The sequence below is a fragment of the Nostoc sp. C117 genome, from assembly GCF_043099735.1.
In the GTDB taxonomy this organism is placed as follows: Bacteria; Cyanobacteriota; Cyanobacteriia; order Cyanobacteriales; family Nostocaceae; genus Nostoc.
On record NZ_CP170991.1, the window covers coordinates 2,975,096 to 2,987,842 of the forward strand.

At 40.7% G+C, this 12,747-nt stretch carries 13 protein-coding genes; 9 read left to right on the top strand and 4 right to left on the bottom strand.

Features of this window, described 5'->3' with window-relative positions:
- The first annotated feature begins 135 nt into the window (after positions 1-135).
- Positions 136-1,629 carry an MBL fold metallo-hydrolase gene (locus ACFG4S_RS13215; protein ID WP_392535234.1) on the top strand — a complete coding sequence of 498 codons (1,494 nt, stop codon included), beginning with the start codon at positions 136-138 and terminating at the stop codon, positions 1,627-1,629.
- On the opposite strand, the gene ACFG4S_RS13220 is transcribed toward ACFG4S_RS13215, so the two are convergent.
- Positions 1,630-4,359: a CHAT domain-containing protein gene (locus tag ACFG4S_RS13220; RefSeq protein ID WP_392535235.1), complete on the bottom strand. Its 2,730-nt coding sequence runs from the start codon at positions 4,357-4,359 to the stop codon at positions 1,630-1,632.
- Between the two features lie 540 nt (positions 4,360-4,899).
- On the opposite strand from ACFG4S_RS13220, the gene ACFG4S_RS13225 reads away from it, so the two are divergent.
- Positions 4,900-6,228, top strand: coding sequence for an IS701 family transposase (locus ACFG4S_RS13225; RefSeq protein WP_392530294.1), 1,329 nt, complete (start codon positions 4,900-4,902; stop codon positions 6,226-6,228).
- A gap of 13 nt (positions 6,229-6,241) precedes the next feature.
- On the opposite strand, the gene ACFG4S_RS13230 is transcribed toward ACFG4S_RS13225, so the two are convergent.
- Genes ACFG4S_RS13230 through ACFG4S_RS13240 form a run of 3 tightly spaced genes read right to left on the bottom strand, consistent with a single transcriptional unit; the run spans position 6,242 to position 7,026 of the window.
- Positions 6,242-6,664, bottom strand: a complete 423-nt coding sequence (locus tag ACFG4S_RS13230) for a hypothetical protein (RefSeq protein WP_392535236.1) — start codon at positions 6,662-6,664, stop codon at positions 6,242-6,244.
- Between the two features lie 22 nt (positions 6,665-6,686).
- Positions 6,687-6,833: a hypothetical protein gene (locus ACFG4S_RS13235; RefSeq protein ID WP_392535237.1), complete on the bottom strand. Its 147-nt coding sequence runs from the start codon at positions 6,831-6,833 to the stop codon at positions 6,687-6,689.
- Positions 6,811-7,026 carry a gas vesicle protein GvpG gene (locus ACFG4S_RS13240; RefSeq protein ID WP_392535238.1) on the bottom strand — a complete coding sequence of 72 codons (216 nt, stop codon included), beginning with the start codon at positions 7,024-7,026 and terminating at the stop codon, positions 6,811-6,813. Before ACFG4S_RS13240 ends, ACFG4S_RS13235 begins: the two co-directional genes overlap by 23 nt.
- Before the next feature lie 215 nt (positions 7,027-7,241).
- On the opposite strand from ACFG4S_RS13240, the gene gvpN reads away from it, so the two are divergent.
- From gvpN to ACFG4S_RS13275, 7 genes are all read left to right on the top strand, one after another.
- Positions 7,242-8,414 carry a gas vesicle protein GvpN gene (gene gvpN, locus ACFG4S_RS13245; RefSeq protein WP_392535239.1) on the top strand — a complete coding sequence of 391 codons (1,173 nt, stop codon included), beginning with the start codon at positions 7,242-7,244 and terminating at the stop codon, positions 8,412-8,414.
- Positions 8,411-8,761 carry a gas vesicle protein gene (locus ACFG4S_RS13250; RefSeq protein ID WP_163932011.1) on the top strand — a complete coding sequence of 117 codons (351 nt, stop codon included), beginning with the start codon at positions 8,411-8,413 and terminating at the stop codon, positions 8,759-8,761. Before gvpN ends, ACFG4S_RS13250 begins: the two co-directional genes overlap by 4 nt.
- Positions 8,748-9,182 (top strand): gas vesicle protein K, encoded by a 435-nt coding sequence (locus tag ACFG4S_RS13255; RefSeq protein WP_392535240.1) that lies wholly within the window; start codon positions 8,748-8,750, stop codon positions 9,180-9,182. Before ACFG4S_RS13250 ends, ACFG4S_RS13255 begins: the two co-directional genes overlap by 14 nt.
- Positions 9,183-9,218: 36 nt before the next feature.
- Entirely contained in the window at positions 9,219-9,989 is a 771-nt protein-coding gene (locus tag ACFG4S_RS13260) for a GvpL/GvpF family gas vesicle protein (protein WP_392535241.1), read from the top strand.
- Between the two features lie 379 nt (positions 9,990-10,368).
- Positions 10,369-11,058: a GvpL/GvpF family gas vesicle protein gene (locus ACFG4S_RS13265; protein WP_392535242.1), complete on the top strand. Its 690-nt coding sequence runs from the start codon at positions 10,369-10,371 to the stop codon at positions 11,056-11,058.
- A gap of 240 nt (positions 11,059-11,298) precedes the next feature.
- Complete coding sequence (gene gvpA, locus ACFG4S_RS13270) at positions 11,299-11,520, top strand: gas vesicle structural protein GvpA (protein WP_163931998.1); 222 nt, start codon at positions 11,299-11,301, stop codon at positions 11,518-11,520.
- A gap of 195 nt (positions 11,521-11,715) precedes the next feature.
- Complete coding sequence (locus ACFG4S_RS13275) at positions 11,716-12,411, top strand: gas vesicle protein GvpC (RefSeq protein ID WP_392535243.1); 696 nt, start codon at positions 11,716-11,718, stop codon at positions 12,409-12,411.
- Positions 12,412-12,747: the final 336 nt, after the last annotated feature.

Here is a 12,747-nt window from a genome sequence, read left to right on the forward strand (position 1 = left end):
GGGTTTCACCGACGCTCTTAGGCAATGGGTATCGTTAAGGGTGTTCCCACCTGAACGGTTACATCTAAAATCCAAAATTGCGTGACTTGATTGCTGGGGTCAATCAAAAATCAAAAATCAAAAATCAAAAATTTAATGATACGTCAAAGATTAAGCAGCAGCATTAAATTCCAACTCATCTATCAAGACGAAACCAAGTTTGGTAGTGCTGTGACTGGAGAATGTGACACTACCATCCGTCGCTACTGTGCCAGCATCACAGCACACCGCAATCAATATGGTCTTGCAAATGTGGTGGCTCATGCGCGTGAATTACTGGCACAGACAATGGTTCCGGGTGGTATGGCGGATTTGTATCAGCGTCCTAATGTCCTTTTAGAAGATTGGCTATATCCCGATCCCAAAGCTGTTAAACCCGTTGCCCTTGAGCTAGAACGCAATATTGGCGAAACTATTGTCATACAAAAATTATCTCCCAATCTCCTATCTGACCTAGCTTTATATCTAGGGGAATGGCAAGAAGGAAGTAATGCTCCAACTACAACCATTGCTTGCGAGTTATGGAACGCATTAGATGATTATGGCGCACTGGTTGAAGTTAATGAAACATCCGTCAAACCGCAACTAGGCCATGCCACTTTTGTTGGTCACTCCACCCTCCGGCTCAGTGATGGCAAGTTTAGCATTCTCTTCGATCCATTTCTGTTGCCCAAGTCGGAAGTTTATCCGCCAAACTACCAACCCCTCAGCTTAGAGGAAATGGGACAACCCGATGCAGTATTTATCACCCATTCTCACCCCGATCATTTTGATTTAGGAACCTTGCTGCGAGTTGTTCCTAACACACCAATCTTCGTTCCCGAAGTGAAGCGAGAATCTGTACTGGCAATTGATATGGCGTTGCGGCTGCGTCAGCTTGGGTTTGAGAATATTCACACACTACGCTGGTTTGACGAAACTCAAATTGGTGGAATGCGAGTGATTGCCCTGCCTTTCTACGGGGAACAGCCAACGGTTGCCCAAGCGCTCCACCCAGAGATTCGCAATGCGGGTAACACTTACCTCATTGAGTATTGCGATCGCCGTGTTGCCCTCACAGCAGATTCAGGGACTGACTGTCTAGGAGATGTCAAAAAACTCGCAGCCGTAGCCTTAGAGCGTTATGGTTCCCTTGATACTTTATTTGGTGGATATCGAGGTTTTGGGCTATATCCGATTCAGTATCTCTTTTCATCAGTCGCTCGCTATCTTCCTTTTGTGCCGGAGAACAGCTGGCAAGTTCGTCAAAAGATGATGTGCGATGCCGATGATTTAATTGATGTAGCGGAAATTTGGAATGCCAAACAAATTGTCCCGTACTCCGATGGCGGTGCGCCTTGGTATTGGCAGCGCGGTCTTGGTCCTTGTCTTGATGGATCGCAAGCACACATCATGGCAGTCGATCCAACCCCAGAGCATGTTTGCCAGGTAGCAACTCAGCGTTCTGGAACCCGCAAAGATGGAGCGATCGCTTCTCCTGTATCAATTTGCTTGCTTCGCCCTGGAGATGCCCTTGGGTTTGCTCAAGAGGATACGCAAGTAATTCAAAACCAATCTTGGCCATACTCTATCGACTTTCGAGAAAAATAATCATGGTTCACCAATCAATATAAAAGCTGCCCAATCTAATGAGTAAGGATAATGTTTTATTGTAGTCAACATGGCTTGACGCAATGCTGCTGCTTTATCATTCTGATGTTGAATGTTGCGATAAAACTCGGTCATCAATAAAGCAGTTGGTTCATCGGGTACTGCCCATAATGAAACTACTACACTAGGAACTCGCGCAGCAACCAACGCACGAGATAATCCTACTACTCCATCTCCAGTAATTTTACCTCGCCCGGTGTTGCAAGCACTGAGAACAACTAGGTCAGCATTTAATTTGAGGTCAACAATCTCGCTGGCAGTCAGGATACCATTTTCTTCTGTGGAGGGTTGCCCTTGGACTGTAGGATCGGGAGCTAGAGCGATCGCCCCTGGTACTCCTAAGCCACGAAAATCGCTTAACAACCCGTGGGTAGCTAAATGAACTAGGGTTGAATTGCTCATTTGTTGAATCACCCTAGATTTGTTAGCATTCGCACCAATCAGGGCTTTTGTCTGGAAAATTTGAGCGATCGCTTTGGCTTCTTGTTCTGCACCAGGGAGGGGGGACAATTCTTCGGCTGGTTCGCCTACTTGAGTGACAATTTTCGGCATAGTTGGATTGCCGACAATCAAGTTTGAGTCAGAATTCTTACTTGCGCCTGACTTTTTTCGTAGTTTATATGTGATATCTAAAACTTGAATGGAAGGTGAAATCGAAATGGTATGCTGTTCAATTAAGAATTTACCTGTGGCATCTTGAAGGGTGGCAAAAGGAACCAGAAAAAGCGATCGCTGAGGGATGAATATTACATGGGCATTTGCATCTTGAGGAAGCAGATCGTTAATCGGTTGAATCAATAATTGATGGAGTTGATGTAAGGGGTTTTGATCGCTTACAGAAGATGTGTTACTACTTCTCTCCAAACTCCGATTTCTCATATTGAGCAACTCACGAGTTTTAGAAACTAAATCTGTTACCCCTTTTGGATAACAAAATTGGGGATTTTGACACTGCCAAAGAGGTTTTAGGTCAACTCGACGGAGAGTAATATTGCCTGTGGGTTGAACAACCCAGATTAAAAGTTCAGATTCGTGAGTTTCTAGCTTTCCCTGAACTAAGAAATTTCCCGGCACGATGGAATACTCTACCAAAGTTGCACGATGATTTTGAGCAACTTTTTTAATCTCTGCAATCGTTGGTGAAGCAAGGGTTGGAGTCGGCGCTTCTTTCTGGGTAGGAACAGCCAAAAGGCGACGAGAGAGTAATTCGGCAAGGGCACGCCCCCGCCCACGCTCAGATACTTCTAAGGCGGTTTCGGGTTGGTTTTGGGCAACTAACACGGATTGCAGATTGCTATAAGGTGCATTCTGGGTTTCAAAGATGGAGATTTTAAAGCCATCATTACTGCCTAACCTAGCTCGCAAGGATTCCCAAATTTCAATTGCTTCTTGGAGGGTTTTGGCTGCCCCTGCTAGGTTTCCGGATTGGAGGCGAACTGCTGCGGCATTAATTTTCGCAATGCCTTCTTCTCGATGGTTATTGCGCGAGGAAGCATACTGAAAATATTTTCCGTAGGACTCTAGGGCTTTGTCAAGGTTGCCCATCTGAAAGTAGACGAGTCCTTGATTACCACGAATCCGATACAGAATATCGGCATCGTGTAGCCTCTCCCAAGAAATTTTCCAGCCTTGCTCGTAAAGTGCGATCGCTTTGTTATAGTCTCCTTGAAAATAAGCTACTCCTCCTAGATTTGCTAGAGCTTCAGCTTCGGAACGCAAGTCTTTAAGTTGACGAGCGATCGCTAAACGTTGCTGGTGATAATCACTAGCCTTTGGATAGTTGCCTTGATTTTGGTAAATAATGCCCAAGTTACCCAAAGCAAAAGATTCTAGGGATTGTTCCTTGATTTGCTGGGCTTGGGTTAATGCTTGCTGTTGATAGTCAATCGCTTTTTTGGCATCTCCCAAAGCTTGATAGACAATCCCCAAGTCGCTCAGTGCTTTGGCTTCCCCTGCTTTATCTTTAATTTTTCGAGATAAAGCCAGACGTTTTTGGTGAAATGCGATCGCTTTGACATACAAGTCTGCTCCATAATAAGCATTGCCTAAATTTCCTAATGCTTGGGCTTCTTGAGTTTGTGCTGTGTTAGTATTTTGTTTGCGATCGTGAATTAATGTCCAATAATCATTTAAATAATCTATCGCCTCAGCATAATAATTTCCTTGTTGGACATGAGCAAGCCCCAAATTTCCTAAAAGGATTACTTCTAATTCTGAATAAGCATTTTGTTTACTAATTTCTAATCCTTCTTTATAGTAATTGATTGCTTTGTCATACTCGCCTTGCAGATGGCGAGATAATCCTAATGCTGCTAAAGTTTTAGCTATTTTATGTGCATCTCCACTAGTCCGTGCTACATCTAAATCAGATTCAGAGATAGACTCATTTAAGAAACCATCTAGAGAAAAGTAGGCAATTCCAGTATTACTAACTCGTTCCCCTTCCCATTGCAGATGCTGAAGAGGTTGATAGAGCGTAAGAATTTGGATTTTTTGAGTAGTATCTGGAATAGAATCGTTTTTTGCCAGTTCTCCCAGCTTTTGAACTTTATTGGGTGTAGCTTTATCTAAAGATTTGGCAGTGATAATTTGCTGCCAAATTAAAGTTATTATAGCCAAGGAAACGGGAATAAAAAGAGTTAAACTAATTTTTTTAAGGAATATTTGCATAAAACTACCCAGGGAAATTTTGATTGTTTAGCTGTGTTAATCAGATCGCTAAGGCTTTCATTACGATGCTTTCCAAATAGTATGTTGTACTGCTTTTTGTACTGTTTTCAGGCTGTAATGATGCCCAGTAGCTGTGACACTTTTATTTGCTCTGAAACTTCTTCCCCTTTTTTTGTGTATCAACTGAGTTGGTACGAAGTATACGTAATTCTTTTTCTGCTTTCATCGCACGCTTTTTCCATTTCTCCCGTAAACCCGTAAATCACTATCGAAACCATTGCATGTCAGCTGGGAAAACTGTGTTGACCCACTTTAATATAGCGCTTCTCAATTGCATGGAATACAGACCTAACCCCCAGCCCTTTAAGAGCAAGGGAAGGGGAGTAAGATTCAAAGCCTCTCTCCTTTTAGGAGAGAGGTTTGGAGAGAGGTCAAAGTGTATTGCATCCAAACGAAAACCGCTATAACCCTCTTCTGTCACTTTCCGGTTATTCTAAATAAAAGAATAAAAAAAGAAAACCCTGAAAGGTAAGTAGGGCAATGGATGTAGAATTACAAATTTTGAAACATTTGGCAAGAGATGCTCACCCAACAGTTGCGACCATAGATGAATATTGTGCAGAGTATAAAGACCTGTTTAAAGAAGTAAGAAATTATGAATGCTTCAAATATTTACATCTGGGAATAATGTCACAAATTAAAAGAAAATCATTACCAGAGATAGCGAAAGTCGTAAGTATAAACTCCGCACAGTCATTACATCATTTTTTAGCCAATTCAGACTGGTCAGTAGATAAATTAAAACAACTAAGATTAAATAAACTTAAAAAAGCACTAAATGGAAATGCGATTACAGTAGTAATAGATGAAACCGGAGATAGAAAAAAAGGTAAAAAGACTGATTATGTAGCCAGGCAATATCTAGGAAGTGTAGGAAAAGTCGATAATGGAATAGTTTCAGTCAATGCCTATGGAGTTTATTCTAATATAACGTTTCCATTAACTGTAAAAGTATTCAAACCCAAAGGAACGTTAAAAGAGGAGGATAAATATAAAACTAAAATAGAGTTAGCGTCAGACATCATTACAGAATTAATTGAATCAGGTTTTAACATTAAACTGGTACTGGCAGATAGTTTATATGGTGAAAGTAGCCAATTTATTAGAAAAGTAGCTGAATATAAATTAGATTATGTCGTAGCAATAAGAAGTAATCATGGAGTCTGGTTGCCAGCAGGACAAAGCGTTAGGGCTAATAAGTGGTGTAAATTTGAAAGAACATTTAGCAATCAAAAATCAGAAACCCGATACATTAGGGAAATAATTTATGGTAAAAAAAGAGCCATAACTTACTGGGAAATAACTACTGACCCAGAAACCATGCCAGAAAATTCTACAACATTTGTGATGACAAATCTTCAAGGAAAACTCAAAAAAACTTTAGGCGATTTATATGGATTAAGAACCTGGGTAGAATATGGATTTCGACAGTGTAAACAGGAACTCGGCTGGACAGATTATCGGTTCACAAATTTTCAACATATAGAAAGGTGGTGGGAAATTATTTTTTGTGTGTACACAATGATTAGTTTAAATTCTCCAGCCTTCTTAAGCTTAAATAAATCTCGTCAAATTGAAGCTGAGGTTCAAAAAAATAGTGATGTTGATTTTTCTAATCATCAACAATGGAACCATGAATGCGGATGGAAAAATACTCTAAATAATCTGCGTCTCATTGCCCAACCACTCTTACTATTTTGGTTAATTTATCCCTGGATACATATTTTCCCAAATTCTAAATTATTGCTGGGATTCAATCAATTAATTAGTGCAATGAATCAATTTAAAACCTGTTATGCTTCTGGATAATTTCACTTTGTTACTACTTGCTTATCTCGGAGAGTGACAGAAGAGGGATAATATGCTTCCACAGTGCTGGACGCGCTCTACCAAATAGTAGTTTCATTAAACAATTTAGCAAGGTAGCACCAACTCCAGCGATGCCCAAGATAGTTGCTTGCCAGCGACGATTATAAAATAACGGACTAATCGCCAACCCCAAAGAATATATCAGCATTACTACTGAATCGCCCATAAAAGTGATACCAATCATGATGCGATCGCGCAGGGGTGTATGCAACATCCGCAGATCAAAAGCACCACCTGTTGACTGTTTTACGCGCTGGTTTAAGTCAACAACCGCAGATGATACGCCTGTTGCTGCCTCGGTGTTACCCTCGGAAACATCGGCAAAAATTGTTCCTAAATCTTTAAGTGTTGCCAGGACATTTTCTAGTAGTCGCAACGGCGGAGAGTTGTAAACCTGGTCAAGATGCCTCTTTTTCGGTTGACGATAAAGATGTAGAGTTTTTGAGAACTACTACCTCACTAGCAGCCTGAATCAAATCGTGAAGGTGCGATCGCATCTTCACATCAGAAACTCGATCGGATTTATAAGTAACTGCAACTGACATTGCCACAGGCTTGACACGGACATTCTTCCGCAATTTCTCCCATATCAAAAGCAAGTTGGAGTGCAAGAAGCTGCTTGCTGAGATTTTCTTTATCATCAATTTCAGTATTCACCTGTTCTAAAATTTTTTCCCCAAGCCACGTTACCCCCATTAATGGGCTAGTAATCGGTAATAGTAAAAAGCGGAGAACCATATTATTTTAAACTTGTGTGGATTTATTAAAACTGTCCTCGCAAGACCGTAATCATGCTGATGACATAGATATTAAACATTACTAGTCTTGTGTTGATGCCAAAATGCGTTGGATTTGAGTCCAGTTCAAGGCTAATTGACATCTGTATTTTATATTTGCAATGTAAAAAAAATTACTCTTACATGACAGATTACTATTGAGGAGGTACTTAGAGTTTGACAACAGTATTAAATGCATCTTCCCAGCGATTTGTCAATACACCTGCTATTGAACGCATCGCTCAACGTGCTTTGACCTATCTACAGTCAGGTTTTTCAATACATTTACGTGGTTCAGCCGGAGTCGGAAAAACCACTCTGGCAATGCATCTAGCTGATTTGCTCAACCAACCTATCATCCTCTTATTTGGAGATGATGAGTTTAAAACCTCAGACTTGATTGGGAATCAATTAGGTTATACCCGTAAAAAAGTTGTTGATAACTTCATTCACAGCGTTGTCAAAGTTGAGGATGAACTCCGACAACATTGGGTTGATGCACGGTTAACCCTAGCTTGTAAAGAAGGATTTACGCTGGTTTACGACGAATTCAATCGATCGCACCCGGAGGTAAATAACGTTTTACTCTCCGTACTTGAAGAGAGGTTGTTAGTATTACCAACAAACCAACATCGAGCCGAGTATATCCGGGTTCATCCTCAGTTTCGGGCAATCTTAACATCAAATCCTCAAGAGTATTGTGGAGTTCATGCAACTCAGGATGCTTTGATGGATCGTGTTATTACCATCGATATGCCTCCACCTGATGAACTGACTCAGCAGGAAATTGTAGTTCATAAAACAGGTATAGATTCTGAGAAAGCAGAAGTAATTGTCCGCATAGTACGGACGTTTTGGAGTCGATCTGGCTCTGGACAGGGCGGTGGATTGCGTTCCTGTCTGATGATTGCCAAAATCTGCCACGAACACGAAATTTCCGTAAACCCTGGAGATCCTAGCTTCCAAGATATTTGTGCCGATATCCTGCTTTCTCGCAGGAATCAACCTCTCATAGAAGCAACTCGGCTACTGGAAGAGGTTTTGAGTGAATTGTATCATAGTATAAATACTCAATCTCAGCCAGCAGAGATAATACCAGACAGCCAAAATCAGGTTGTATTGGAACAACGAGTACCTTACGAGCATGAAGTCTACAACTACCTGTGCAATTCTCCAGGAAGGCGTTTCTCTGAATTAGCAGTAGAACTAGGGATCGATCGCAGTCAAATTGTCGCTGCACTCAAGTCTCTCAGGGAACAGGGAGTATTAGTCCAAATGCAGGGTAATGCCGAGTCGCCGAGCATATCACAAACAGTTGCTTTTGATTCTGGCCATTTAATAAACAAATGAGTACTAATACTAACCGGGGAGCTATCACCACATCAACTCAAGGTTCTACCTTGGCAGATATTCTAGAACGGGTTCTGGATAAAGGCATTGTTATCGCAGGAGATATTTCTATTTCCGTAGGCTCCACAGAACTGCTCAACATCCGAATTCGTTTGTTGATTTCTTCTGTTGATAAAGCCAAAGAGATTGGAATTAACTGGTGGGAGAGCGACCCCTATCTTAATAGTCAAACTCGCACCTTATTAGCAACTAATCAACAACTTCAAGAGCGTCTTGTCAGTCTAGAAACAGAACTGCAATCGCTCAAAGCACTCAATCCTATTAATCATCAGAATGCAGGCGATTAGCAAATCAAAAGGTTCCGATTCAGGTTTAGCACCGTTGTTATTGACGGTTGTTGAACTGATACGCCAACTCATGGAAGCTCAGGTGATTCGGCGCATGGATGCCGGCACCCTCAACGACTATGAGCTAGATCGAGCTGCCGAAAGCCTGCAACAGCTTGAACAACAGGTTGTTAAACTTTGCGAGATATTTGATGTTGACCCAGCCGATCTAAATATTAACTTGGGTGAAATGGGAAATTTACTTCCCCAATCTGGTGGATATTACCCCGGTGAAACCTCTAGTCAACCCTCTATTCTAGAACTCCTCGATCGCCTACTAAATACCGGTGTTGTGGTTGAAGGTGACTTGGACTTAGGACTGGCTCAGTTAAGCTTAGTTCATGCCAAGTTAAGACTAGTACTCACCTCTAAACCCCTGTAACTTTTTTATCTACATTCTTCTTGGTAAGACATTCTTATGAGTTATGGCTTTTACATTTATGGAATTTTGACCTTGCCTGCTCCCCAAAATTTAAATTTAGAGGGCTTAGATCGGCAACCCGTACAAATACAAATTTTGGATGGTTTTGGAGTAATCTACTCGGAAGCACAGCAAGAGCGTTATTTGGCCAGCCGTCGTAACCTGCTCAGTCATGAAAAAGTCCTTGAGGAGATCATGCAAGGAGGCGATGTCTACGACGGGCTACGCCAACGCTATTTACTGCCCGTGCAATTTGGACTTTTGGTTTCCAGCTGGGAAACGGTTTCACAGCAATTAATTCGTCCTCATCAAGAAGAATTGACGCAATTGCTTGCGAAGTTATCGGGTTGCCGAGAAGTTAGTGTCAAAGTTTTTTGGGATATCGAGGCAGAAATTCAGGGACTATTGGCAGAACACCCAAATCTCAAAACCGAAAGGGATAAGCTAGTGGGTCAACCCCTGAGTATGGAGCGGGTAATCCAAATAGGGCAAACTATCGAACAGGGAATGAGCGATCGCAAGCAAAGCATCATAGATGTATTTCAAGGCACGCTCAACTCCATTGCGATCGAGGTGGTGGAAAATACTCCCCAAATGGACACAATGATCTACAATTCAGCCTACCTAATTCCTTGGGAAGCAGAATCACAATTTAGCGAACATGTTGAAGCACTCGATCGTCAATTTGAAAACCGTTTGCGAATTCGTTACAACAATTTCACTGCCCCGTATAACTTTGCTCGTCTTCAATTAACCAGTTCCAACTGATTAATTCCTCTCTCTGTTGAATAGCAATAAAAATTGAGAATCAAAAATTATTGAAACTTTTAATTTTTGGGAACAGGACTTACACAATCGCTTTCTAAAACTCTTATTTCTTTGCGTCCTTGGCGGTTCGTTTTTTAATTATTTTGCGTAAGTCCTATGAAAATAAAATTTTTTCTGCCTTTTATTTAAGTAAAATCAGTGGACGACATATTTAAAGGATTTGAACACCTATTAAGTAGGTCGGGGTAAATAATTATCGTTTGGATAAGGCAGGGGGAAAGAGAGTTTGAGCCTTATTTATTTTTCTTTACACACTTTGGCTTTATTGTGCCGACTTACTTAGTCTCAGTTAACTTTATTTGTCCAGACTTCATTACTTATGTCAATATACGTTTATGCTCTTCTAGTCCCCACCGCATCACCACTTGTTCTACCTTTAGGGATTGAAAGGAATATTGAACTCGTTTACTCTTCTGATTTAGCCGCGATCGTAGAGTCGGAAATCTCACTGGAGGCAATACAGGCAACCGATGAGCGTTTACTTCAAGCTGTATTAAACCACGATCGCGTGATTCGAGAACTTTTTCAACAAACTCCCCTTCTTCCTCTACGCTTTGGCAGGGGTTTTACCTCGCAAGAAAAACTGCTGAATCATTTAGAACAGCACCAAGAACAATATTTAGAAGCCCTAACTCAGCTAGCAGACAAAGTTGAGTACACTTTAAAATTGACACCCTGTGATTTACTTGACGATTCTGACACTATTGATGCCACGGGAAAAGCCTATTTATTAGCTAAAAAACAACGCTACCAAACACAGCAAGCATTTCAAGCACAACAATGCGAACAGTTGGAACTCCTGAACCAGTTAATTCTCAAAAGATATACAAATGTTATCTGTGAAACTCGACAGTCAGATGTGCGGCAAATCCACTTTTTGGCACAGTGCAACGATTCAACGGTCAGTACGCAGCAGTTTTCCCTTTGGCAGGTACAATGCTCGCACTGGCAATTAGCACTTAGCGAACCTCTGCCACCCTATCATTTTCTCAAAAACACTCTCATATAAATTCATAAAAAATCATATTTAAAACTTTCCCAGAAAGAATAAAGATGAGATGATTTTTTCTTGAATTTTTGTCTAAAAAAAATATTGTTAACTTTTTAGTATTTTTTTATTTTCTTATATTTATCTCATATTTTTGGGAACACTAAACTCAGGAAGAATAAAACACATTGTGTAAGTTTTACCTACTGCTCAATTAGAGCAGGATGAAATCAATAATTAGAGTTCTGCAAGGAAAATAAAATGGCTGTTGAAAAAGTTAACTCATCTTCAAGTCTGGCTGAAGTTATTGACCGAATTTTGGACAAAGGAATTGTAGTTGATGCTTGGGTACGTGTTTCTTTAGTTGGTATTGAACTGCTATCAATAGAAGCTCGGATTGTGATTGCTTCAGTTGAAACTTACTTAAGATATGCCGAGGCAGTTGGTTTAACATCTCAGGCTGCTGTTCCATCTGCTGCTTAACACCACATTAGAAAAAGGGAGTCTTTATGGCTTCTAAGCTGATGCGCGTCTAAAGTATATAAACACTCTTGATGGTCGTTGACAGATGACTATTGACTGTTAACAATCATCTGTCATCAGTCATCAGGTAAATGTGCATAAATGCGTAACAGCTTATCTAATATTTCTAGTTAACAAAATAGGAGATTTCAGCTGATGCCTCTCAAGAATTTATGGGAAAAAGAGCGATCGCAGCGATTGCAAATAACTGCTGAACGCCGTCAACAAGTTAACCAGTGGAAACAGCTAACTAAACAAGAATTGCAGCTGCAAGCAGATTTACTTCATCAAGAATTGAGCAGTTTTGTTACCAACCTTGACAACAACAGAAAGTTACAACAGCAGCAATTTCAGCAAGAGATTCTAGAGCGGCAATTGGAAATATTGCAAATAAAAACAGATGTCTGGCAACGTCAACAAGAATACCGCCAACAGCGGACAGCAAAAGCTCAGGCATTATTCCAAAACTTGCAAAATTTCCGGGCAATCTTACATAACAGTGTTTGGGACGATTACAGTCCCGAACAACCAGCTTCCCCGACTCCTGCTAAAGAAGAGAAATCAGTTGTAATTCCAAAATGGTCAATCTCCCGTTCTGCAATTAAAGCCAATGGTTTCCGTCCTTCCGCCAATACGATCGCTAAAAAAGCGCCTGCCTTGAATGCGGATACTGCTAAATCTAAAGTGCAGCAATACATTCAGCAAGCTGAAGGAGCTACTCTGATAGAAATTGAAGAGGTGATAGGCTTAAGCCGGGTGCAAACGATAGATATCCTGCGCTCCTTGATCAAGCAAGGGGTACTAGAACAACGCGATCGCCAATACTTTATTCGGCAACAAGCAATTTCTTGACAAACTTAATTCAAGCTCATTTTTTGTATTTGCAGACTAGCAGTTGGGCGATCGCTTGTGTCTGTTGCCTTAAGCAGCAAAGTACATTGATAAGCATTAAAGCTGGTCTATGTTTTGTAGTATTCAACATTTCCATCTTTTTCCGGTCTGTATTGCAACTACATTTGTACAAGCAATTTGCTCAGTAGATGTAACATGGCAACAAGTTAACCTATTAATAATTAGTTAACCTATTAATAATTAGAAAAAAAGCTTAAATCTTTGTTCAAGCTTCCGGCTTTGAACTTTAAAAATATCCAGATTGGAAAGGGATATAACAAGCTGGTATAGCTCAAT

Excerpts from the sequence above, each read along its gene's own strand:
- ACFG4S_RS13215 (WP_392535234.1), top strand. The coding sequence starts at position 136 with ATGATACGTCAAAGATTAAGCAGCAGCATTAAATTCCAACTCATCTAT.
- ACFG4S_RS13220 (WP_392535235.1), bottom strand. The coding sequence starts at position 4,359 with ATGCAAATATTCCTTAAAAAAATTAGTTTAACTCTTTTTATTCCCGTT.
- ACFG4S_RS13225 (WP_392530294.1), top strand. The coding sequence starts at position 4,900 with ATGGATGTAGAATTACAAATTTTGAAACATTTGGCAAGAGATGCTCAC.
- ACFG4S_RS13235 (WP_392535237.1), bottom strand. The coding sequence starts at position 6,833 with ATGTCAGTTGCAGTTACTTATAAATCCGATCGAGTTTCTGATGTGAAG.
- ACFG4S_RS13240 (WP_392535238.1), bottom strand. The coding sequence starts at position 7,026 with ATGGTTCTCCGCTTTTTACTATTACCGATTACTAGCCCATTAATGGGG.
- ACFG4S_RS13250 (WP_163932011.1), top strand. The coding sequence starts at position 8,411 with ATGAGTACTAATACTAACCGGGGAGCTATCACCACATCAACTCAAGGT.
- ACFG4S_RS13255 (WP_392535240.1), top strand. The coding sequence starts at position 8,748 with ATGCAGGCGATTAGCAAATCAAAAGGTTCCGATTCAGGTTTAGCACCG.
- ACFG4S_RS13260 (WP_392535241.1), top strand. The coding sequence starts at position 9,219 with ATGAGTTATGGCTTTTACATTTATGGAATTTTGACCTTGCCTGCTCCC.
- ACFG4S_RS13265 (WP_392535242.1), top strand. The coding sequence starts at position 10,369 with ATGTCAATATACGTTTATGCTCTTCTAGTCCCCACCGCATCACCACTT.
- gvpA (WP_163931998.1), top strand. The coding sequence starts at position 11,299 with ATGGCTGTTGAAAAAGTTAACTCATCTTCAAGTCTGGCTGAAGTTATT.
- ACFG4S_RS13275 (WP_392535243.1), top strand. The coding sequence starts at position 11,716 with ATGCCTCTCAAGAATTTATGGGAAAAAGAGCGATCGCAGCGATTGCAA.